Source organism: Companilactobacillus sp. FL22-1, assembly GCF_043951805.1.
In the GTDB taxonomy this organism is placed as follows: domain Bacteria; phylum Bacillota; class Bacilli; order Lactobacillales; family Lactobacillaceae; genus Companilactobacillus.
Genome location: NZ_JBINJY010000014.1, coordinates 1 through 22,635, shown reverse-complemented (window position 1 = coordinate 22,635; position 22,635 = coordinate 1). Strand labels below are relative to the sequence as shown.

The 22,635-nt window shown below is 40.5% G+C and carries 24 protein-coding genes and 1 pseudogene; 14 read left to right on the top strand and 11 right to left on the bottom strand.

The genetic code is table 11. The features are described 5' to 3' along the window. Nucleotides 1-328 precede the first annotated feature (328 nt). The 5 genes and pseudogenes from ACG72T_RS11440 to ACG72T_RS11420 form a co-directional block, all read left to right on the top strand. Nucleotides 329-616: a hypothetical protein gene (locus tag ACG72T_RS11440; protein WP_395266291.1), complete on the top strand. Its 288-nt coding sequence runs from the start codon at nucleotides 329-331 to the stop codon at nucleotides 614-616. Between the two features lie 21 nt (nucleotides 617-637). Next, nucleotides 638-835, top strand: a complete 198-nt coding sequence (locus tag ACG72T_RS11435) for a hypothetical protein (RefSeq protein WP_395266290.1) — start codon at nucleotides 638-640, stop codon at nucleotides 833-835. Between the two features lie 161 nt (nucleotides 836-996). Continuing rightward, the gene (locus tag ACG72T_RS11430; RefSeq protein ID WP_003636336.1) at nucleotides 997-1,578 is read left to right on the top strand and encodes a recombinase family protein; all 582 of its coding nucleotides are present in this window, start codon (nucleotides 997-999) and stop codon (nucleotides 1,576-1,578) included. A gap of 427 nt (nucleotides 1,579-2,005) precedes the next feature. Further along, nucleotides 2,006-2,278 carry a fructose-bisphosphatase class III gene (locus ACG72T_RS11425; RefSeq protein WP_395266288.1) on the top strand — a complete coding sequence of 91 codons (273 nt, stop codon included), beginning with the start codon at nucleotides 2,006-2,008 and terminating at the stop codon, nucleotides 2,276-2,278. Continuing rightward, nucleotides 2,202-2,750, top strand: a pseudogene (locus ACG72T_RS11420) (fructose-bisphosphatase class III); the annotation flags it as partial. The gene ACG72T_RS11425 and the pseudogene ACG72T_RS11420, both read left to right, overlap by 77 nt. A 96-nt stretch (nucleotides 2,751-2,846) precedes the next feature. Here ACG72T_RS11420 and ACG72T_RS11415 read toward each other — a convergent pair. The 4 genes from ACG72T_RS11415 to ACG72T_RS11400 all read right to left on the bottom strand — a co-directional run bounded on the left by ACG72T_RS11415 (nucleotide 2,847) and on the right by ACG72T_RS11400 (nucleotide 4,715). Then, on the bottom strand, nucleotides 2,847-3,062 hold the full coding sequence (locus ACG72T_RS11415; protein ID WP_225423017.1) for a transposase: 216 nt from the start codon (nucleotides 3,060-3,062) through the stop codon (nucleotides 2,847-2,849). Between the two features lie 228 nt (nucleotides 3,063-3,290). Next, nucleotides 3,291-3,545 (bottom strand): hypothetical protein, encoded by a 255-nt coding sequence (locus ACG72T_RS11410; protein WP_053085050.1) that lies wholly within the window; start codon nucleotides 3,543-3,545, stop codon nucleotides 3,291-3,293. After that, a complete protein-coding gene (locus tag ACG72T_RS11405) occupies nucleotides 3,538-3,894 on the bottom strand; it encodes a hypothetical protein (protein ID WP_041501693.1) in 357 nt (118 codons plus the stop codon). The genes ACG72T_RS11410 and ACG72T_RS11405 overlap by 8 nt, the downstream gene beginning before the upstream one ends. Continuing rightward, on the bottom strand, nucleotides 3,894-4,715 hold the full coding sequence (locus ACG72T_RS11400; protein ID WP_041501694.1) for a ParA family protein: 822 nt from the start codon (nucleotides 4,713-4,715) through the stop codon (nucleotides 3,894-3,896). Before ACG72T_RS11400 ends, ACG72T_RS11405 begins: the two co-directional genes overlap by 1 nt. Nucleotides 4,716-5,755: 1,040 nt before the next feature. Here ACG72T_RS11400 and ACG72T_RS11395 point away from each other — a divergent pair. The 5 genes from ACG72T_RS11395 (at nucleotide 5,756) to ACG72T_RS11375 (ending at nucleotide 10,577) form a co-directional block, all read left to right on the top strand. Continuing rightward, the gene (locus ACG72T_RS11395; RefSeq protein WP_164509456.1) at nucleotides 5,756-5,923 is read left to right on the top strand and encodes a hypothetical protein; all 168 of its coding nucleotides are present in this window, start codon (nucleotides 5,756-5,758) and stop codon (nucleotides 5,921-5,923) included. A gap of 480 nt (nucleotides 5,924-6,403) precedes the next feature. Then, nucleotides 6,404-7,579: an IS256 family transposase gene (locus ACG72T_RS11390; protein WP_395266284.1), complete on the top strand. Its 1,176-nt coding sequence runs from the start codon at nucleotides 6,404-6,406 to the stop codon at nucleotides 7,577-7,579. Nucleotides 7,580-7,719: 140 nt separating this feature from the next. After that, nucleotides 7,720-8,460, top strand: coding sequence for a MurR/RpiR family transcriptional regulator (locus tag ACG72T_RS11385; RefSeq protein ID WP_235708403.1), 741 nt, complete (start codon nucleotides 7,720-7,722; stop codon nucleotides 8,458-8,460). A gap of 94 nt (nucleotides 8,461-8,554) precedes the next feature. Continuing rightward, on the top strand, nucleotides 8,555-9,988 hold the full coding sequence (locus ACG72T_RS11380; RefSeq protein WP_395266282.1) for a 6-phospho-beta-glucosidase: 1,434 nt from the start codon (nucleotides 8,555-8,557) through the stop codon (nucleotides 9,986-9,988). Beyond that, entirely contained in the window at nucleotides 9,978-10,577 is a 600-nt protein-coding gene (locus ACG72T_RS11375) for a YitT family protein (protein ID WP_395266280.1), read from the top strand. Before ACG72T_RS11380 ends, ACG72T_RS11375 begins: the two co-directional genes overlap by 11 nt. Here the strand turns inward: ACG72T_RS11375 and ACG72T_RS11370 are convergent. The 5 genes from ACG72T_RS11370 to ACG72T_RS11350 form a co-directional block, all read right to left on the bottom strand. Continuing rightward, nucleotides 10,574-11,503 carry an IS30-like element ISLpl1 family transposase gene (locus ACG72T_RS11370; RefSeq protein ID WP_395266278.1) on the bottom strand — a complete coding sequence of 310 codons (930 nt, stop codon included), beginning with the start codon at nucleotides 11,501-11,503 and terminating at the stop codon, nucleotides 10,574-10,576. The two genes, ACG72T_RS11375 and ACG72T_RS11370, sit on opposite strands and share 4 nt — an antisense overlap. Before the next feature lie 342 nt (nucleotides 11,504-11,845). Continuing rightward, nucleotides 11,846-12,430 (bottom strand): histidine phosphatase family protein, encoded by a 585-nt coding sequence (locus ACG72T_RS11365; protein ID WP_395266276.1) that lies wholly within the window; start codon nucleotides 12,428-12,430, stop codon nucleotides 11,846-11,848. Beyond that, on the bottom strand, nucleotides 12,427-13,188 hold the full coding sequence (locus ACG72T_RS11360; RefSeq protein WP_395266274.1) for an adenosylcobinamide-GDP ribazoletransferase: 762 nt from the start codon (nucleotides 13,186-13,188) through the stop codon (nucleotides 12,427-12,429). Before ACG72T_RS11360 ends, ACG72T_RS11365 begins: the two co-directional genes overlap by 4 nt. Before the next feature lie 16 nt (nucleotides 13,189-13,204). Next, a complete protein-coding gene (locus tag ACG72T_RS11355) occupies nucleotides 13,205-13,963 on the bottom strand; it encodes a hypothetical protein (RefSeq protein WP_080952785.1) in 759 nt (252 codons plus the stop codon). 14 nt (nucleotides 13,964-13,977) lie between these two features. Further along, nucleotides 13,978-14,490, bottom strand: coding sequence for an ECF transporter S component (locus tag ACG72T_RS11350; RefSeq protein WP_125591217.1), 513 nt, complete (start codon nucleotides 14,488-14,490; stop codon nucleotides 13,978-13,980). Between the two features lie 823 nt (nucleotides 14,491-15,313). Between ACG72T_RS11350 and ACG72T_RS11345 the strand changes: the two genes are divergently transcribed. Genes ACG72T_RS11345 through ACG72T_RS11335 form a run of 3 tightly spaced genes read left to right on the top strand, consistent with a single transcriptional unit; the run spans nucleotide 15,314 to nucleotide 18,580 of the window. Then, nucleotides 15,314-16,210: an energy-coupling factor transporter transmembrane component T gene (locus ACG72T_RS11345; protein WP_125591218.1), complete on the top strand. Its 897-nt coding sequence runs from the start codon at nucleotides 15,314-15,316 to the stop codon at nucleotides 16,208-16,210. Further along, nucleotides 16,198-17,862, top strand: a complete 1,665-nt coding sequence (locus tag ACG72T_RS11340) for an ABC transporter ATP-binding protein (protein WP_395266271.1) — start codon at nucleotides 16,198-16,200, stop codon at nucleotides 17,860-17,862. The genes ACG72T_RS11345 and ACG72T_RS11340 overlap by 13 nt, the downstream gene beginning before the upstream one ends. A 7-nt stretch (nucleotides 17,863-17,869) precedes the next feature. Next, complete coding sequence (locus ACG72T_RS11335; protein WP_003636323.1) at nucleotides 17,870-18,580, top strand: ECF transporter S component; 711 nt, start codon at nucleotides 17,870-17,872, stop codon at nucleotides 18,578-18,580. A 149-nt stretch (nucleotides 18,581-18,729) separates the two neighbouring features. Here ACG72T_RS11335 and ACG72T_RS11330 read toward each other — a convergent pair whose 3' ends face one another. Continuing rightward, entirely contained in the window at nucleotides 18,730-18,885 is a 156-nt protein-coding gene (locus tag ACG72T_RS11330; protein WP_395266268.1) for a hypothetical protein, read from the bottom strand. Between the two features lie 102 nt (nucleotides 18,886-18,987). Here ACG72T_RS11330 and ACG72T_RS11325 point away from each other — a divergent pair, with 102 nt between their 5' ends. Further along, nucleotides 18,988-20,226: an ISL3 family transposase gene (locus ACG72T_RS11325; RefSeq protein WP_395266266.1), complete on the top strand. Its 1,239-nt coding sequence runs from the start codon at nucleotides 18,988-18,990 to the stop codon at nucleotides 20,224-20,226. Nucleotides 20,227-20,502: 276 nt separating this feature from the next. Here the strand turns inward: ACG72T_RS11325 and ACG72T_RS11320 are convergent, their stop codons facing one another. Then, complete coding sequence (locus ACG72T_RS11320; protein WP_395266264.1) at nucleotides 20,503-22,539, bottom strand: KUP/HAK/KT family potassium transporter; 2,037 nt, start codon at nucleotides 22,537-22,539, stop codon at nucleotides 20,503-20,505. Between the last annotated feature and the right edge of the window lie 96 nt (nucleotides 22,540-22,635).

Here is a 22,635-nt window from a genome sequence, read left to right as displayed (position 1 = left end):
ATTTCACCGTATATGAGACTTGGTCTGTAATATCACAAATTTCAGAAATCCTGGTAACAATGGCTAGAATAACCGAAGCGGAGAAATTTGTTTCGATTACGGTACCATTTTCAAGCGTGGCCGGTGCGGTGTGAGGCCTAAAGAGCCTTCGACTTATCTGATCGTTTTCTTTAATCCGATCATAATTAAGACTATCCCTATTCCAAAGATCATTGAGGAAGATTTTCAACATTTGTTGGTAGATTGCAAATTTAAACATTAAGATTATTTTTGCCTGTAATAATTATCTGAATAAGGGACATTTTTACCAAAACACTTGGTAGCTGGAATGTTAGAAAAGCACTGCCCTGCGGCGATGTGTACCATCTATTTAGGCATGCTATTAAAAAAATGGCAAAGCTTAAAGATTAAGGGCGATTGGACGATGAACTTGGCGTATAAAGTCATGATGAACCAGCAGCGAAGCTATACGTTACGGCAGTACGCGGTGATTTGTATTGGGACCAACGCGCTGGATGATTACGAAGAGCAAACCATGAAGATCATTCATGAATTGGAGCCGGGGCACAAGTTGATTCTGATGACACCTTATAATGCCCGGGCCGACGCTGACTGAAATTCATCAAAGTTGGCCGTTTTGGAACGGCGTCTGCCAGCTAAGTATAAGTTCATTACGATTGCCGACTGGGGCAAGATTGCGGCGCAACATCCAGAAGTCTTCAAAGGGATAGATGGCGTACACTTCGGTGGCATTCGGACTGGTGATATTTTATACGCCAAGGTAATCAATCAGGCACTACAAGTGGCTAAGCATTCCCCTGTTAAAGAGGATTAGATAAAAATATTTCTTGACGTTTTTGATATATAATGATTAAAGTGTTTAGATAGAGTAAAGCGGGGCCATAACTTAACAGTTGTGGCCTCTTTTTTGATGCTGTATAATTAAAGGGTTAGAACCGTGTCATTACTTAATGACATAAATAAGGAGATAAAAAGATGAAATATGGCTATGCGCGGGTCAGTACCACTGATCAAAAATTAGCAAATCAAATTGAGTTACTAAAATTGGCAGGAGCAGAAAAAATCTTTCAGGAAAAGTTTACCGGCACAACTACTGAACGACCGGAGTTTCAAAAACTGTTGCGCGTTCTAAAAACAGGCGATACTTTGATTGTCACTAAGTTGGATCGGTTTGCACGGAACACGCGCGAGGCATTAGCCATTATCCAAGAGTTGTTTAAAGAAAATGTCAAAGTTAATATTTTGAACATGGGCTTAATTGATAATACGCCGACTGGCCAATTAGTCTTTACAATATTTAGCGCCTTTGCGCAGTTTGAACGCGACATGATTGTCACGCGCACACAAGAAGGTAAATTGTATGCCAAGCAACATGATCCGTTGTTTCGGGAAGGACGACCGAAAACGTATTCTGATGAACAAATCAGATTTGCTTATGAGCTGCGAAAACAAGGCATGACCTACAAGATGATTGAACGAAAGACGGGGATTAGTAAACGCACGCAGCAGCGACGGTTTAAGTTAATTGAGAAACCAAGTGATACTTCTAAAATCTAAGACAGGTGAAAGATCATGAAAAGGATATTTTAAATTATTTCCTATTTTGACTGATTTTTAATAATCGTGTGATGCCCCTAATAGTTTGATGTTTACCGTGTATTGTAAAGTGTTTATATACTATAATTTAAAAAGTGTTCTGGACGATTAATATTCGTATTTGGTCACCAGATAGCTGGCGTTTTTGCTTGAATCTAAAACAATTTATCAGGGATAGTCGAATTAGCTTATGATCATAATATTGTTTTTAATCCGATAACGTTGTTAGGAATCAATAAAAGCATCATCATCACTTAGAAAACGTTAACTGTCCTTGGAACTTTGACAGCACGCTTGATCGATATGATAGTTCTTTCTAGTTAGTCATTCTATGGTAAGATGATCATCGATTTTTAATAACTTAATTTACAAACGAAAAGTCATAACAATGAGTATAAAAATAAAAGTCATCTGTCAAAAGGGAAGAAAAAATATTATGTCAAACAGAATAAATAAATACAAGACTGTTGCTTCAATTACAACAGAATTGATTAACCTGGAATCTATTTTGAAATTACCCAAGCCAACCGAGGCCTTTATGAGTGATATTCATGGCGAATTTAATGCATTTCAACAGACAAGACAATCTGTCTATGGATTTGTTGTGGTATATGTGGGCTGGCCCCAACTCCCCATTATTTGGCAAACAAAATATGACTAAATTTGAGCGTTACTTTATCGCTGATAAGGCTACACACAATGAAAACCCAAATCCATACTATCAATTGCGACATAATGAGAAGTTTGTAAGAAAGTTATTGGGGGCATTCGGGCTTGACCCGGATACTAGTCATGTCGTAAATGGTCATACACCGGTAAAAAAGGGAACTTCGCCTATCATGGCAAATAAGAAGATGGTGGTCATTGATGGTGGCTTTTCACGACCATATCAGAAGGTGACCGGCATTGGTGGGTATACGTTGCTCGATAATTCATTTGGTATGCAGTTGGTCACACACGAGCCATTTATTTCTAAAGTAGCAGCAATACGCGATTTAACTGATATTGTGTCGACTAAACGAGTCGTAGAGACTGAAGATAGGCGGCGTACCGTGGCAGAAACTGATATAGGTCGCGAAATACAAGTACAAATTGAGGAGTTAAAACAGCGACTTCAAGAACTGAAGAAATAATGGCCCTGAGGCCAATTATGTATAATGGCTGTTCGTCAAATCAAGTTGATGGCGGTTCAAGTTAACAGTTAGACCATAAATGGTCTAGCTGTTTTTTTATTTGGCTGATGAGCTTGCTCGAAGCCAAAACATTTGAATATTTATACGTTCAGTAAAGTTGTTCCAACTACGATATCCATAGGCACTACTTTTTATCTTTTTTATTCTTCCAATGATTCCCTCTAAAAATCCGTTGGAATATTTAAGCTTCAGTGCATTTAATACTTGTTTACGATATTTTCTTAATGATGGGCAAATTACAAGTTTAATCAATGACCATTAAAAATACATCATCAACAGACTGCCATTGAAAGATTCCGGGCTTGTTCGGATTAAACTTGTAATTTGCCATGTTAAAAAATAAATCTCTTTAACAATAATTGTTTCAACTTGATATTGAATAAATTTCAAAATGCACAAATACCCATCATCTATTAATTTAGGTGGTGGGTATTTTTTGCTGTTTTTAATGGAATATAGAAATAAAAAACAAAATTTTTCTTATAAAATAGTGTCCTTTAGAGTTGAATATCTACGCCTGTCCTCTGAAGATAGATATTTTTTATAATTGTCTACAAGTAGTTGTATAGTCTCATAATCAAATTTTATTTTTTGTATCATTTTAATTGTGTCAAGGTCTGCTTTAATGTCTTTATTAATTTTAATAGATACTTTTTGATTAGCAAAACCCTTTTTATTGTGGGCTTTTCTAGTTTCAACGAAGTCTATATCTCCATCTATATGATATTTAGTCATTGCTTTCGTCCCTAAGCTTGTTATTATTTTTTATTGCTTCAACGTTATTTCTAACTAGCTTTTTACTTTGTGATGGTAGCTCTTGTATGTATTGTTCCATAACATCATTTACTACTTCATACATTTTTTTATTTTGAATACTTGCAATCGTTGAAATAGCAGAGTGTGTATCTAAAGGAAGTCTAATCGATTTAGGTAAATCTTTTGACGTTAATCTTCGATTAGGATGAGTAAGTATTTTTTTATTAGGCATACTTCTTTTCTCTTCTACAGAGTTTTCTGGAGAAATAGTAATAGGCCGTTTAGTTTTATTTTTTCGAAATGCCTCTAATCCAATTTTATCTGTCATTATTCTTTTCCTTCCATTTCAATCAAATTCATGCGTTCAATTAACTCATTGACTACCTTTTTGTAAACGTCGTGAACCCGTCTATCATTAATATCTTTAACATTATCAGTTATTCCAGTTCTATCAAATCTCTTTAACCGCGCCATTTGTTTAATTCTACTTTTAAATATATTCTGTTCACCAAAACTATTTATTGCATCAGTAATTATATCTAAATCTAAGTCTGAACCATTTTGTTGAAGTACTGGAAGTACGCCTAATAAATCTAGGTCTAGATTATAATCATCTTGAAGTTGTAAAAGATGTTCAATATATTTTTCAGCACCCTTTAAGGCTCTTTCTTGAGTTTGCAAAATTACTACCACATAGTTGCTACTTACTAGTGCACTATCTGTAAATTTATTTAGCTGAGGTGGAACATCCATAATAATATAGTCATAATCTTTTTTTATTGGTTCTAACAAAGTATTGAAATAATGGTCTTGAGAATAGTCATCTTCAAAGTTTGAATAAAGAAATTTTTCATAACCCTGTAAGTCTTCATAGGAAGGAAGCAAATCTAAATTATCTTTTATACTAATTAGAGCACCTGATAATTTTTTGCTCTTTATAGATTCAAAGAGTGTTTCCTTAAATACTGGCTTCTGTTGGTACACGCTGCTCATTGTATTTAGAAGTAAGTCTGTTGCATTAGCCTGTGGATCCAAATCCACGATGAGGACACGCTTTCCCATTTTTGATAGAGTGTAGCTAAACATTACGGCATTGGTCGTTTTACCTACACCGCCCTTAAAATTACCTGTTGTTATAACTTTTGTCATAATTAATCTCCAAGTATAAAATTATAATTTTATAAATTTCCAAAATTATATTTTTATAAAGTTATAATTTTCCATTTTTATAAACTTATAAAAATATAACTTTATAAAAATATAATACAACTTTTTGTGCTGATTAATCAAGTCTATATAGTTAATTTTATTTTTAGTATAAAAGTATAAAAGTATAAATTTCCAAATTTATAAATTTATAAACCTATAATTTTATAAATTTATAATTTTATAAAATTGGAAATTTATAAAATTATATCTTGACATTTTTATAAAAATAAAAAGTTTTATTGACTGATGTAACAAAGATGCGTTATATTTAAGACAACAAAAAAAGGAGCTCCGATTTCTCGAAACTCCCTTATAAAAGAAAAATCGCCACCAACGCCAATTGGTGACAACCTGAATAGCAACATTAATATGTAGGTTCATTGTATAATCGTTTTCCTCGATTGTCAATGCGATTGATTCTAAAAACGTGGAAGCCAAACCACGAGGAATAATGTGAACCCAGCTTCTGGTGAATTGAAGCCAGTGACAGTCGTTGAGGGAAGCGTGAAAACAAATAGACAGGGGAGCCATCTACTCGCCACCGCAAAAAGAAAAATAGGTCCTCACGTGAATAACTGTATCACTCGCAGGCGTGGGGCAGCATGGTGCTAGCTGGTAGACTCGAAGCTACTATATAATAGCACAGGGCGGTAAAACGGTTGAAACCACTGATCATAAGGTGGTGGAGACGGTATTACTCAATAGTTATAATCAAACAAATATAAATAAAGATTATGACGCCAATAAGGGCGTTTTTTTATTGGTCTGAAACGCAGTTTCAATATTAAGTAATGTGTTGGACACAACACGCAAATGAGTGACAAAGTGAGACTCGTGAGAACTGACGAGCTATAATTGATTTGTATCCTATCCTTAAATTTAAGGGTACAAATCTGCGTTCAACAGCGATCAAACCTCTAAGCTAACGTGGGTAAAGCAACAAATAAACAAAAAAATATATGATTGGAGATCTATTTATTATGGAAGATGAAAGAGAACAAGCTTTGGAAAGAAGAAATAAATATTTAATTGAAGAGAAAGGTTATGTCAAATGTGCGGCTTGTGGAGATTTAATAAAACAAGGAACCTACGGATATGATATAGAAATGTGTGGGAATTGTCAGGAATATCAAATGAGAGAAAGATAGTCGTTTTTCACAAAGAAAGGGAAAGACTGAATCCCATTAAATCAACATTCCTGACCTATACCAATTATTCTTCACAAACTTTCAAAAATGAAATGCTGATGTACCAGTAGTTAGAGGCCTAACTTCGCTTTATGTACATTATGTGAAGTAGAAATTGGTATAGCTAGTTGATGAGGTGATCATACGATTAATTGGGTTAATATTGCAGTTTTAATTCCATTCTTAATTTTAATTGGTGTTATTTGTCTAATTGTGGGATTCTGGCATGATTTTAAGGACTTAACCGTTATTCAAAAGACCGTTATTATCTTGTGTGTCATTGGCTACGTCGTTCCTGTTGTGTTAAATCAGGTAATGAGAATTAAGAGCGTAAAATATCTTGTGTAAATGCATAAAAGATTTCTGAATTGTATAGAAATAGGGAATGCCTTCCCTTATGATATTTAGTAACCACAGAAAACATCACAGGAGGCATTCCCCATGAATGAACTTACCACAGAAATTATCGCTGCACTAGCCCAAAAGCAAGATTTGGACGAAGTTTTTCGTCACCACCTCGAAATTGCGATTAACCAGCTGCTTCAAACCGAATTGGCAGAGTTTTTGGGTTACGAACGCTACTCATACGCTGGGATGAACACTGGTAATAACCGCAACGGCAGTTATGAGCGCTCGTTTGATACGAAGTACGGCCAACTTAACTTAACCATTCCTCGAGATCGCAATGGCCGGTTTGAAAATCATACCTTGCCAGCCTACGGTCGGCACAGTGATAATTTAGAAACAACGGTCATTCAGTTGTATACCAAGGGAATTACCACTGCTGAAATTGCCGAACTCATTGAGAAAATGTACGGTGCTCACTACTCCAAAGCCACGGTTTCCAACATGACTAAAGCCGTCAATGAACAGGTTCAAGCTTTCCAGCAACGTCGACTGGCTTCACAATATGCGGCCATCTTCTTAGATGCCACTTACTTGCCGTTAAAGCGGGATACCGTTCAAAAAGAAGCCGTTCATATTGCGATTGGCATTCGTCCAGATGGTACGAAAGAAGTGCTGAACTACCAAGTGGCGCCAACGGAATCGACTGGAATCTGGACTGAACTGCTGGGAACCTTGATCAAGCAGGGCGTTAAAGATGTGCTGTTGTTTGTGGCCGATGGGTTAGTTGGTTTGGATGAAGGCTTGAATCGGCATTTCCCTAAAGCCAAACGACAACGTTGCCTGGTTCATGTTGGGCGGAATCTGATGAACAAAGTTCGCGTAAAAGACCGCAAGGCCGTGATCAGTGACTTTAAACAAGTTCATCGGGCCGCCAACCGTGAAGCAGCTGAACTGAAACTGAATGAGTTCGCCAACAACTGGCATCAGACCTATCCCAAATTAATCAAAGATCTGCTTAAAATGCCGAATTTACTCACTTTCATGGACTTTCCACCAGCTATCCGGCAATCACTATACTCCACTAACCTGATTGAGAACTTTAATAAGCATCTCAAGCGCACCACCCACCACAAAGAACAATTTCCAACGGAAGATTCACTGGATCGCTTCCTGGTTTCTCAGTTTAATGTTTATAACGAGAAGTCTCTGAAGCGGATCCACCGAGGGTTCAAAGGACTCCAGGACACCTTGGAAGCATCATTTATTTAAGTTAGATACATATTATATGTACGAAGGCATTTCATTTACACAAGATTCTTGACGCTACCTGAATAAGCCCTTAGTCACTCATTGAGCTATTTATTCTCTCTGTTTTAACTTCACATTATAAAGGACTGATACGATTGATAATGGATAAACTAAATGATGTGACAAATTCCTATAAAAAAAATTCAACTTTCTATATATTGAGTTTATTTTTTCAAGAACATATTCATGAGATTCCTTATATTACAATGGATGAGGTTGCTATTAGAACGTTTGTATCAAAAAGTCAAATTTCTAAATATGTCAGATATTTAGACTATAAAACGTACATTGACTTTAAAGACGCCTGCTTAGAATACCTTGAATCCTTAGAGAGACGCCGTCACGATTTTAAAGTATATGATAATATGAAAGATAATATTTTAAATTTTACAAATACTATGATTTATTTTCTTAACTCTCTAACAAATTCTTTAGATTATAATCGCCTGGAGTTATTAATTAAACAGCTTACCTCAGCAAATACTATATATGTGTTTGCTCAAGGTGATGCTCGTTACCTCTGCCATCAGATCCAAACAGAACTACAAGTGATCAACAAGAATGTTATTATTTGCGATGTTGATTTTAATCATTCCTACGATATTAACGACAATGATTTATTATTAGTACTCAGTATAGACGGCAATACTTTCAAGTACAACAAACGCGTAGTGAAGAGAATTGAGGAAACAAATGGAACAAAATGGCTCATAAGTTGTCAAAGTAATATAAGATTCAAAGGGAAACAGTTACATGTTCCCATACAATATGAAAAATTCAATGCCTACTTTTTTAAATATGTTATTGACTTATTAATCCTCAATTTAAAGCAAACCTATTAAACTTGTTCGTCAAGGAAGTTTCCATTAAAGAAACTTCCTTTTTGATTAGCAATATACCCCTTATACTTAGTGATAAGAACAAGGAGGAATATATATGTCATTTCCAAACAATTTTTTATGGGGCGGAGCAACTGCTGCGAATCAAACAGAAGGAGCTTACAACATTGATGGACGAGGCCTTTCAAATTTAGATTATATGCCTTACGGGGAATTACGTTTCCAAATAGGTACAGGAAATTTGGATCCTAAATCTCTACCAGAGGATACTTTTTTCCCATCAAGAGTCGCCATTGACCATTATCACCATTACAAAGAGGATATTGCACTGATGGCCCAAATGGGATTCAAAGTCTATCGTTTATCACTCTCTTGGTCAAGAATTTATCCTAAGGGAAATGAATCCAAACCTAACCAGTTAGGCCTGAATCACTATCTGAATGTCTTTAAAGAGTGTCGAAAATATAATATTGAACCCTTAGTAACCATCAATCATTTTGATATCCCTATGTATTTGGTTGACGAATATGGTGGATGGAAGAATCGTAAAACTATTGATTTTTATTTAAAATTCACTGAAACAGTGTTTCATCAGTATAAAGATTATGTCAAATATTGGCTTACTTTTAATGAAATCAATATGGTCTCACATTTCCCTTTTGTAGCAACAGGCTTAACTTTTAAACCAGAGTATAATAGAGAGCAGATTACAACTGATGTGATCCATCATCAATTAGTCGCCAGCGCTAAAGCAACTCAGCTTGCTAAAAAAATAAACCCTGATTTTCAAATTGGATGTATGTTGGCTGCTGGAAGTTATTATGCTCAGACGCCGCGTCCAGAAGATGTATGGAAATCTATCCAAGATTCACGTGAAAGCTATATGTTTTCAGATGTCCAAGTAAGAGGAAGCTACCCTAATTATTATTTAAAACAAATCGAACAACAAAACCTCACTCTTCCTATTAAAGACGGTGATATCGAAGTTTTAAGAGACCACACTGTAGATTTTATTAGCTTTTCTTACTATTCTTCAAGAGTAAGCAGCGCCCAACCTGATGCTGCGAATCAAACCGAAAGCAATATTTTCGCTTCAGAAATCAATCCTTATTTAGAAACTAGCGAATGGGGTTGGCAAATTGATCCATTAGGATTTCGAATTACAATCAATGAAATTTATGATCGTTACAACAAACCTATGTTTGTTGTAGAGAATGGTTTAGGGGCTGTCGATAATTTGACAGAAACTGGTGAGATTCATGATGATTATAGAATTGAATACCATAAAGAACATATCAAAGCCATGTCTGACGCAATCACTCTGGATGGTGTCGAATTAATCGGCTATACATCATGGGCATGTATTGATTCTATTTCTAATGGAACTGGTGAAATGGCTAAGCGCTATGGTTTTATTTATGTTGACCGAGATAATTTCGGTAAGGGAACATTCAGACGTATTCCGAAAAAATCTTTTTATTGGTATCAAGAAGTAATTAAAAGTAACGGTGAAAATTTAAATGAAAAATAAATTTAAACTAACCTCATTATTTCGTTTCTTTCTTCTTTTATTCGGATCTTTAGTCATGGGCTTTGGAGTTTCATTATCCATATCAACAGGTTATGGGAGCGATTCTCTTTCTTGGGTCTGGCAAGGGATTTCACTTCATACTAATTTAACTTTAAATCAATCCAATATGATCATCACTTTACTAATGCTGATTTCACCTTTACTTTATGACCGCGCTCAATTAGGTATTGGGAGTATTCTCCAACCGTATATTGTTGGAGCAACTGCCGAATATACATTAAACCGAGGACTCAGTAATCCGGGCAACTTTCTTTTCTTAATTATGGGTATTTTATTACTTGGGATTGGAGCCGGTATATATACTAGTGCAAATCTAGGGAAAGTGCCTTATGATGCATGTGTTTTTTGGATTAGTAAGGTCACTAAGAAATCAATTGGGTTGATTAGAAGTTTAGGAGATCTGTGTCTCTTTATTATTGCTTGGTTGCTTAATCAGCATCTTATTATTGGTCCTTTAATCTCCGTATTTCTGATTGGTTACATTCTAAACACTACGTATAATTTAATTAATGGTAGATTGCAAATTTAATCCGAATTTTTGGACAAATTTGTCAGCATAACCTGATACGGTGTTTGCCAGTCGAGTATTTTAAGCGGTCGCTGGTTAATTTGGAGTAACGTCGTCGTTAAATCTTGAGCACTAATGTGCTCAAAACGAGTCCCTTTAGGATAAAAATAACGTAAATTCCGATTAAAGCGTTCATTACTACCACGTTCAGCTGGAGTATAAGCATGGCAGTAATAGGTCTTAATACCATATTGTGATTCAAGTGATACTAGCCCACTAAACTCAGTGCCACGGTCCACAGTAAAGCTGTGCACCGGACCATTAAAAGTGGTTAGGAACTTAGTTAGTGCTTCATTAACAGTCGCTGTCGTCCGATCTTTTAACCGGTATGCCCAAAGGAACCGTGATTTGCGATCGATTAAAGTTAATAAAACTGCCTTACTATGCCCACGAGGACCAACGACTGTATCTAGTTCAAAATCGCCGATGCGATTACGTTGATTAATCATCATGGGACGCTGTTCAATTGATCGCCCCAAAGATTGATTATATTTGGATCGTTGGTCAACGTTACGCCGTTGGCGTACGCCATGTTCAGGTAGATCATTCAAGGAGAAACCAATTCTCCCCTGATTTAGCCAATTATAAATAGATTTAGTAGCTAGTTTAAATTCGTGAGCAATCATTCCTGGTGACCAGCTTAGACGTAAATGGTTGAGAATTTTTTGCTTTAACTCATCGCTCAGCTTAGTTTTCCGACCACATCGTGATCGCTTGTATTCGGCATCTGTTTGTGCTAATTCAGCCTGATAAGGTTGACATCGAGATAATTCATAAGAAATTGTTGACGGTGATTGGTTCAGCCGAACGCCCATTTGGATATTGGACAGCCCTAGTTCACAAAAGGTTTCGATTTTAATTCGTTCGGAATAGGTTATACTAGACAAAAGATCAGCTCCTAAAAGATGGGTTTGTGGTAAACACCATTTTAAAGGAAGCTGATCTTTTTTGTCCGAACAGCGTTCGGATTAATTTTACAATCTACCGAAAAGGTAAACGCGGTTCTGAATGTCTCTTAAAACCTGTCTCAAATATTGACTTCAATCCAACTTCATTCGTTGGCCTTATTGTGATCCTGGGATTAGATTTAGTTATGTAATGGCCGCAAATGATTAATTATACTCAAAAGCAGATTTCAACTTTTCATGCCATTCCTGGTTACTCACTGAAATCTGCTTTTTGGTTATCATTTTAAAATTAATCAACTAACCTGGCATTTTCAGGCTTTGCTAGTCATTAAGACTCACCAACGACACACCACCGTCTCCCGTCTCAAAAACCGAATAACAGCCCGCTTTAAAATCCACCGACCAAAAGTCGCCGCCGGTCCAATAACGGTACAGCGTTCGCAACACCCCCTGATGCGCAACCACTAACAATGTACTGTTTGACGGCAGCGTTTCCCGATAATGGTCGAGGGCGGTCGTCACCCGTTTTTCAAATACTCGGTATGGTTCGGCGCCAGCGGGGGTGACATCAAACGGCGCCTGCAGCCAAGCCGCCCAGGTTGTTGGATCCCGAGCTTCTACCTGGTCAGCGTTCAAACCTTCCCAGATTCCAAAAGGCATTTCGTCAATGTCCTTTTCGATAATCTGTTTGGTTTGCGGATGATATTGCATGATTGCGTCCATGGTTTGCTGAGTCCGTTTTAAATCACTGCGGATTGCGTAATCGATCGTTGTGGCCTTCAGCTTATCGGCAAGCTCTCTCGCCTGCCTGAGTCCCAAGCCATCCAATTCAATATCCGTACGTCCATAATATTTCTTTTCTTTGTTATATCGCGTCTCACCGTGGCGAGTCATTAATAATTTCATCCAAAAGCCCTCACTAACGATGTTACTACCAATAAAAACGCGACTTGAGCCAGCTCACCATACGCACCAATTGTGTCACCGGTAAAACCGCCCAGTTTATGCGTGATGTAGTGCCGGTACCAAAGAGCTCCCAGGACCACTGCGAGATAACCGCAGAGGCCGAAAGTCCCTAACAGACCACCAAATACCAAAATCGAAAAAAGCTGAGCGATCATGATTTGCCAGGTGGCAACACCAGTCCAGAGATTACCAAGCCCCTTCGTTTTGCCAGCATAAACCATTTTGTAAAATAACAGCGCCATGCCGGTCTTGGCCACCATGGTCGTACAGGCCACCAATGAAACGAATTGCCAGGCCGCCAAATACTGACTGCAGACAACCCCGGCACCCATGACAATTGCATAGAAATAGATCAGGGCCAGACTTCCCATGGTGCCAATCCGGCTGTCCTTCATAATTTCTTTGATCCGGTCCACCGTCCGCGATGAATAAAGACCGTCGGCAGTGTCGGCCAAGGAATCCAAGTGAAAGCCGCCGGTTAGAACCCCATCGGCCACCCAGAATAAGATCCAAGCAAACCAGCTGGGAAATACCAAGGTCATCAGCCAGAAAAAGAGGGCCTCGAGGCAGCCAATCAAAAATCCAAACAGGGTAAAATACCGGATGCTCTTCTTGAACTTTGCCGCTGCATCCGGTATTTCATACGGAATGGGAATCCTGGTGAAAAATTGGGTTAACAATATCAATGAACCAAACATAGAATCAATGCCGTCCTTAATCTGAGTTTTGGTGAAGCTGAGCAATTTCGGTCAGCTCGGGAAATTGCCTTTCAAATAATTGACGTTTATCGGCCACCACGGCAACTAGTAACACGGTCGCCGGTCCGGCAGATTGTGTAAATTCAGCATCCGCCAGGTCAACCACGGCGGAAATTTTTGCGGTATGGGTGGCGGCCATCTGGGCCAGTTCGTTGGCAATTCCCTTTGAGCCCACCGGCAGCATATCCACCACTGCTGGGGTGGCGCGAATGGTTCGAACCTGATCGTAAGAAAAAATCGTTGCCAAATGGGCTTTGACCGCCTCCCCAACGTAGGGTGTTCCAAGCTGATAAACGATCAGAGAGTCATCGATCGATGTCGTGGGAATATCTTTCCGATTAATTTGGCCAATCACGGTCACCCCAATCGCCGTTGTCCGGGTCGGCATATTATCTTCGGTACTACCATTCAATGGAATATCGTAAAATCCAGCCTTGGTTAATTCACGCTTAAGTCCCTGAATCACCCGACGGCCAGTTGGGACCATTTCGTTGCCAACCGTGTCAACGACGGCAATTGGCCGAGCCCCAAAGCACAGCAGCTCCAATAGCGGTACCCGCAGTGAATACGCCGCGGTAATTGCCGAATCAATTTGAACGGCGTCCAAGGGCTTCTCACCAATCCCCGCACTGCTGTCACAGGCAATCACCAGCGCTGTTGTGGGACTCGTTGGCACCACCGATAAATCACGAAATCGTGGGTTCATTTGGTTCATTTAATCGGCTCCCCCTATTTCTGCGGCGTCAGAAACGGCGCATCCTTCACTCGATGGGGCAGTGCCGCATAAATCACTTCACAAACAATTAAGTTTAGAATCGTTGCGATGGTCAGTGGAACAAAGAACGCCCAAACCGCCTGCTTCATAAGCGGATAAAGAAGCACCAACTCGATTGGCACATTGATCGCGTAGCCCAGCACGTCAGAAGTCAGCACGCCCTTCAGCGTATCCTTGCCCAACCATTTACGAACCAGACCAAATATCAGCATGCAAATCCCCATGGCAACGCCAATAATTAAATGAATCGGCAACGTCAGAGGAAACCCCGCCAACGCGGCGGACACCAGGTGCCCGAATAATCCCAACGTTGCGCCAAACCACGGGCCTAGCAACACTGCTCCTAAGAATGCCGGGGCTGAATCAAAGGCCACTGAGCCCATGATTTTGACGTTTGCGCCAATCACGCAGAGCGCCAAGAGCATGGCGGCTAGGGTGAGGAGCTTCAGTCGATCTGATTGTGTCATAATTGCAAAATCCTCCTCATAATAATCAATCTTAGTTCCTTTTCAATTGTATCAGAGATGGGTGGGGATATTTAGCTTTATTTCAAAATATCCTTCCCCCTAAAGTTCCAGCATAGTGTAAGCACCACACAAACACAAAAACTGAACCAGAAAGGGATCTAGACAAGTTCTTACACAATTATTAGCGTATTTAGTTAAGATAATAAAGCTTCAACAACAATTTATTTTGATTCTAATGACCCAACTGGCAAATATTTATCTTCATTCCAAAACGCCACGGCTAGAAAGCCCGACCTATCGACGTTTCAACCAATTCAAAGCTGATGATAAGCTGCCGCTTCTCCAGGCAAATATCCACAAAAACCAACTGAATTACCAGGAATTATTAGTAGCTTATCAAGCTTCTCTCTACTAAGTAGTAGAGCGCTACTGTCGACCAGGGAGATAGTAATATTCTTATAAAATTTACCAAAGCAAAGCCCCGACACGGATGACTTTTTCCGCCTCGAGATGTTGCTTGAAGGATGTTGCAGCTTTTGCTTTCAATGATTTTCAGAAAGTTATTTACGTGTTAACCACCTCGCTTGTTCGGATGAACCCGTATAAATGACAGCTTAGCAGGTCACGGTAAATTTAGTGTAAAAATGGTGTAAAAAGGCTGTACATAATATCCAAAAGGTGATAAATCAGTTCGCAAATTTCACCATTTAAAAACGCCTCAAAATAATACTAGCCACCACACAAGATATGCCGTTTACCACCCTTGGCAACGATGATATACTGTCGGAAGGGCTTACTAAACCTTAGAAAGTCGGGATTTTCCATGACACACACACCAATAAAGATGACGTTTTTTTCGCAGCTTCATCCAGTAGCGCTCACACTGTACTTTACTGAGCTGATCGTCTGCCTCCTGCTGTTTAATCACGTGGCGGTCGCGGTGGCTGAGTTCATCGCGCTCACGATCACAGCCACCTACTACCTTGGTGGCCGAAAGACGGCGCGCCAACTGAAATACGCCGTTTCATTTCTATTAATGATTCTATTTTTCAATACGCTCCTCAATCAAAAGTTTCCGCCGATTCTTTGGCATTTCAAATGGGGCATTCTGACGTTCAAATTTTCGTATCCGGCATTTCTGTACGGCATTGCGATGGCAATTGTCCTGATCGCAATGCTGTTTGTTTTTTCAGTCCTAAACGCGGTTCTGACCCCCAGCAAGCTGATCTACGTATTCTCGCCGATTGCGCCCCGGCTGGCAGTACTGGTCACCATTTCGTTTACGCTGGTCACCAGCTTCACCGATAGGCTCAAACGGATTTTGCGCCTGCAAAAAACCCGCAACGTCGACGTGGTTAATGGATCATTGAAGACCCGCACCCAAAAGACGCTCCACATCTTCGAAATTCTTCTGCAGGACGCCCTGTCTTCTGCGATGGAAACCGCCAATTTAATGGACGCCCGCGGATTTGGCGCTGCCAAGCGGACCCACTACCGCTCGTATCACTGGCAGTTTAGTGACCTGCTGTTCATCACGATTGCCACCGTCATGCTAGTTGCAACTATCGGCGTCCGGATTCTTTCAATGGGCACCAGTCGTTCAGTCACCAATTTCACCACCATTTTTACGCCGGGCGATACTTGGCCCATCGTCGTCACGGCACTCCTATTCTTACTACCATTAATCTCAGAGGGGGTCTATCGTTCATGCAAAAATTAGCTACCGTGACCCATCTCACGTTCACCTATCCCGATCAATCAACCCCCGTTCTGGACGACGTCAACTTCACCATTGACCCCGGCGATTTTATTGTGATTGCCGGTAATACCGGCAGTGGCAAGACGACCCTGCTTAACCATTTGAAAAAGGAGCTCATGCCCAAAGGAGCCCGAACTGGTGACGTTCAAATTGACGAAACACCGGTTGCTGACATGCCGAAGTTGGTGAGTGCCCAAACCGTCGGCTATGTGGCCCAAGATCCACAAACCCAGCCGGTGATGGCAACGGTGATCGAAGAACTGGCCTTCCCATTAGAAAATATTGGCTGTCCCAGCAATGAAATCGAACGCCGGATTACCGAACTGGCAAATTTCTTAGGTTTGGATCAAAACCTCGATCGCCAAATACATCAATTATCCGGCGGCCAGCTTCAGTTGGTAAACCTGGCTTCGGTTCTCATCTTGCGCCCAAAATTAATTTTACTGGACGAACCCACGTCCCAGTTGGATCCGCTGACCGCTCAGCATTTTCTCACCGTTTTAGGGCGGATTAATCAAGAATTAGGGATTACAATTATGTTGACTGAACACCGGCTGAGCACGGTAGCAGCCATGGCCAACCGGATGATTCTCCTGCAGGATCACCACCTGACCTTTGACGGTGATCCCCACAGCGGCTTGGCAAAAATGGCCACTGATGCCCACTTGACCTATTTCGTACCGTCAATTCCCAAGCTCTTCTTAGATCAACAGATTCGAACCTCCCAATTGCCGATTTCAGTAGCCGATGCCCAGTCGGCGATTCGGACTCACCATCTTCAATTTCAATCAGGGACGACCGGTGGCAAGGTTGCGCAATTACCCCCAGCCGAAAAACCAATTCTAACCGTCAATAACATTTCCTTTAGCTTCGACGGCCAACATAACGTCCTCCATCACCTGAACCTGGCGATTAATCCCGGTACGTGGTTGGCAATTATCGGCAAAAACGGCTCCGGCAAATCAACCCTGTTAACGCTGATTTGTGGACTAATGACGCCGCAGCACGGCAAAATTCGTTTCGTCCACCAGTTAGTTTGGAAAATGGCCATTAACCAGCGAATGGCCAAACTGGCATTTCTGTCGCAAACTCCCCGTCTCCAATTTACAGCCGATACCGTTCGTGAGGAGCTGGAAGTTCAGGCGACTGAATTACGGTTGCCAGACGCTAAGGCCCAAGTTGACCATATGATTAATCAATTTCATTTGAACCGTATTGAGAAACAAAATCCATTTGACATTAGTGGCGGCCAACAACAGCTGGTTGGATTAGCAATCGCACTGATGGCGACCCCTGATCTGTTGGTTCTGGACGAGCCAACCAAGGGACTGGATCCCTACACCAAAATTCAGGTGGGCAACCTGCTGAAACAGTACCAACAAGCCGGTATGACCATTGTGATTGCCAGCCACGACATGGAATTCTGTGCTAAATTTGCCGACAAATGCACGTTTATGTTTGATGGCTATCTCAACACGCTGCTTGCCACGCAATCATTTTTTGCCGATAACTTTTTCTTCACCACGCCAATTAACCGGATTGCCCGTGATCAGGTTAAGGACGCCCTACTGCCAGTCGATCTGAAGCTGGCGAACCATCCAGAAAGGGGGTGAGTGTTACTTGAAACAATCTTCGTTACTCAACCGGTATCGGTTATTAATTGCGTTACTGTTAATGTTTATTTTTCTTCTATTCATTGTCTTATTGAAGGGAAAGCACTACCTATTATTTAGCTTTATGTGCCTAATCTGTAGCCTTTTACCCGCGTACTGGCGCTTCGAACACGATCCAATCAGCACCCAAACGTTGATGTTTGTCGCCGTTTTGATTGCGTTGGCGGTTGCCACCCGGGTCCCACTGGGAGCCATTCCTGGTGTGCAGGGAGCCAGCTTCGTCGTAATTCTAAGCGGTGTCAGTCTCGGCCCGGAACTGGGCTTTATCACAGGATCTACCACGGCACTGGTTTCCAACATGTTTATGGGTCAAGGACCATGGACGCCTTGGCAGATGGTCGCCTGGGGCTTAATGGGGTTAACCGCTGGCCTCTTCATGAAGGCCCGATTGTCCCATAGTCTGATTTTTATGATCGTGTTTGCCTGCGTCTGGGGCTATTTGTTTGGCTGGATCATGGACCTCTGGTACGCCCTGGCCTACGTATCACCGCTGACCATCAAGAGTTTTATCTTGGCTTTTGCGGCCAGTTTCTTTCCATTTGACACGTTCCACGCAGCATCCAATGCCTTTCTCATCGCGCTATTTTACAAACCATGGGAGAAGCTGTTTCACCGCTTAGTCACCAAATACAATATTTTACCGGATAAAAACCAATAGAAAAAGGATGGATTAATCAATGAAATTAACATCAAAGCTACTCATGATCTCTGCTTCAACCCTATTAGGATTTGGCAGTATCGCACCAGCCTTCACCGCCAATGCAGCCAGCTTTTGCTACCACCAGCCCCACTTCCACGACCCAAACATCACCGATCACAACTATTGCCACTCAAGACCAAGCAGAGGACAATAACAGCGGCACCCTTGACGGAGGTGTCACTTGGCAAATTGCGAACGATACCTTGACGATTAGTGGTGGAACCATTGGGTCTAGAATTTTTGGTGTTGGAAAGTATTTCCATTCCAAAAGTACTAGGCCCTTTTTGATAACAAAAAAAGGCATCTAAGCCTCCCTAGTGCTATGCTTTAAGCGACGAAACTCAAGATAAGCGGGGTAGGAATAGATGTCTCAACTAGATAATACACTTAAATTACTGGGAATTACAGACACAAACATTCAGGTGCTCGGTACTCGTGATGAATTTCATGGTCGGGGCTCGGGTCGCAAAAAGTATTTGGTCATCCAGGCAGAGCTTACCTATACACTCAGGCGCTGTCCCAGCTGTAGATACAATACGTTGCACCCTAACGGACACAAGCTCACTCATGTCCACATTGCAGGACCCATGGACCGGCCCGTAATTCTAGAGCTAAACAAGCAACGCTGGCGTTGTAGTAACTGCCATAGCACTTGTACGGCCACCACTCCAGTGGCATCAACCAACCACGCCATCGGTAACGGACTAGCGACTCATGTGCTGAAGCTAGCCAGTAAATCACTCCCGGCTAAGACTATCGCCAGTCTCACCGGTATTTCGACAAACTCAGTTCAGCGTATTTTGACGGCTAATATTCATCCACACGCGAGCCGCCGGTTACCGATTAATCTATGCTTTGATGAATTCCGTTCCACGCACGGCTCCATGTCGTTTATTTGCATTGACGCCGACACTCACAAATCAGTTAAAGTACTTAGCGACCGCCTTAATAGAACCATCAAACAGTTCTCTCTTAGTCAGTACAGCACCGCAGAACGGGCCGCGATTCAACGCGTCATCATGGACATGAACGCCTCCTATCAGGCATTCGTGCACGAACTATTCCCTAACGCCGAACTCATTATTGATCGGTTCCACATTATTCAATTAATGGGCCGGACGATGGATACCATTCGCACTCAATGTTTAAAGCAACTCGACAAGCATTTGCGGGAATATAAAGTACTGAAATCACTATGGCGCCTATTCCACAAGGCCAACCCTGACGCACAAAAGAGCCGCTACCTCTTCGGCCTGAATGAGTACTCGACCGAACAGAACGCTATTGATATTGGAACCAATACGTTTCCGGCCTTCAAAACAGCTTATGAAACCTACATCGATCTCCACGATGCTTTGATGGGGCGTCACGCTGATGAACTCAAGAATATCATCACTAACTATCAGCCTAACGGCACGCCCCTAGATACGGCCATGCATACCCTACGAAAGAATCTTAATGGAGTAATTAACGCCGCCAAATCGTCCTACTCTAATGGACCGATAGAGGGCATCAACCGTAAGATCAAGGAGCTCAAACGTGCTTGTTATGGCTCCTCCAATCAGGCCAATATGTTCACACGCGTCTACCAGCTGATTGCCTAGATTATCTACTACAATAACGTCACGATGGTAGGCTTATTTGTTATGCCTTCAAGTACGATATTCAGACAACACACCAGATTAAACGCCGCAACTAATAAAACAACAAAAAAGATCTCCCACACGAGGAGATCTCCAAAGGATAGAAACTATCCTTCAACACCATTTGACAAACTTCCATAAAATGGTCTGATCTCAGTAAAGTACTGAGATCAGACCATTAATTAAAACTAAATATAATTTTTCTAACTTAGTTGTTGCACTTAAACTACTGCATACTCATTTTTCAGTCTTACTTAATCTGCCTCGATGATAAATTTTCTTTTGGATTAAGTATTGATCCTGATCTTGATTAATAAATAACGGAGAACTTTCTTCTATTACATTGCTAAACTCCAAACCATACCATGAAATAGGTGAGGCCGTAATTTTCTGCAAATAGATGCGCCCGCCAATCAATCTTCTATCTAACGAGCTTAACTTATCATTGACAATTAAATCTGCTGGTTGTTCCTTTATAATAACAAACTTAAAGTCGCCGACTTTCCGTTGTCGCTCTGTTGAATACGTGGGTATTTGTGGTTCTAAAATACCTTTTTCCACTAGATCATTTACAACTTGATGTAAATAGACACTAACGGATTGAGATTTCCTAAACCCTAAGTAAAATTGAACGTTAACAACATTATGCGTCTCAAGTAAATCAACTGTATAATTACTTTCATAAGGCGCATTGGTTCCATTGACTGTAACAAACCAATAAACTTTAGCTCTTTTAGGTTGTCTGTCGAGAATAGAATACATGGTACTACGCTTAATTTGGTAATCACCCTTAATTTTAGTCATATACACTAAGTTAGTCGTGAACAAAGGTACTGTATTGTCTTCGCTTAATTTAGAGAGTTGATCACGATAGTCAAGAAGTGAAACATACTCGCTTTCTTTCTCATAATGGTCTCTTCGTTTATTTCCAAAGTACCAAAGCCACATAATATAAAGAATGCCCAACATGATTGTTAACGTAACATAACCGCCATGAATAAACTTAACCAAACTTGAAATTAGAAAGATTAACTCAATAAAACCAAAAAACAAGGCAATTATAAGTGCTGCTCCCTTAGCCAGGTGTTTCTTTAAGAATTCATGCAAAAGCACAGTAGTCATAAGCATGGTAATAGTGATTGCTAAACCATACGCGGCCTCCATTTTTTGTGAACTACCAAAGAACCAGACTACACTAATTGTTATTATACATAGTATCCAGTTAACAGTTGCAATATAAATTTGATTTTTTATATTACTTGGATGTCTAATAACCATTCTAGGTAAAAATTTTAAGCCAATTGCTTCATCGACTAAAGTGTAAGAACCCGTAATCAACGCTTGAGAGGCAATAATTGCAGCGAGTGTGGCTAGCAAAATGCCAACTAGGCGCCAAGTTCCGGGGAGCATTTCATAAAAGGGATTTAAGTTCGATAAGTTCCTGTAAGCAGTATCACCTGCATGTCTAATTATCCAAGCACCCTGACCTAAGTAATTTAAAAATAGGGTACTATATACTAGTGGCCATGTTACATAAATATTCTGCTTGCCAACGTGACCCATATCGGAATATAAAGCCTCTGCTCCTGTGGTTGCCAAAAAGATACTTCCAAGTATAAAGATTCCCACTTTGTTAACTGGACTGAAGAGTACCTTAATTGCATAATAGGGAGAAATAGCCTTCAATATCATTGGATAATTGATTAGATTAACGATTCCAAAGACAGCCAAAAAGCCAAACCATAAAATCATCACTGGTCCAAAGGATTTCCCAATCACACCTGTTCCAAAACGTTGAATCATAAATAATACGAGTAAAACAACTGTTGTGATAATCAAGACGTTATGTTGAGAATTACTAAACACCACAGGGCCAAGGTGTTGTTTTTTTAATCCCTCAATGGCTGAAGTCACAGTTACTGCAGGAGTTAATGTTCCATCGGCCAAAATAGCCGCCCCACCAATCAAAGCTGGCCAAATTAACCATTTTGCATTTTTTCGAACTAAGGCATATAAAGCAAAAATACCGCCTTCATGCTTGTTGTCGGCTTGCATTGCAATTACAACATACTTCAACGTTGTAATAATCATTAATGTCCAAAAAATCAACGAGATCGATCCAATCACGTAATCGGGAGAAATATTTCCCATTTTACCGGCGTCACCAATCAATGCATTCATAACATACAATGGTGAAGTGCCAATATCACCGTACACAATTCCTAAAGTAACAAGTGCCCCCGCAAAAGAAACACGTTCTAGTTGCTTATTCATATTTGCTTGCCTCCAACGCTAATTATTGAAATATAGCATGCAAAATACTAATCCTAAATACGAAGAAAAGCAACTGTGTTTTGCAGATTATAAATT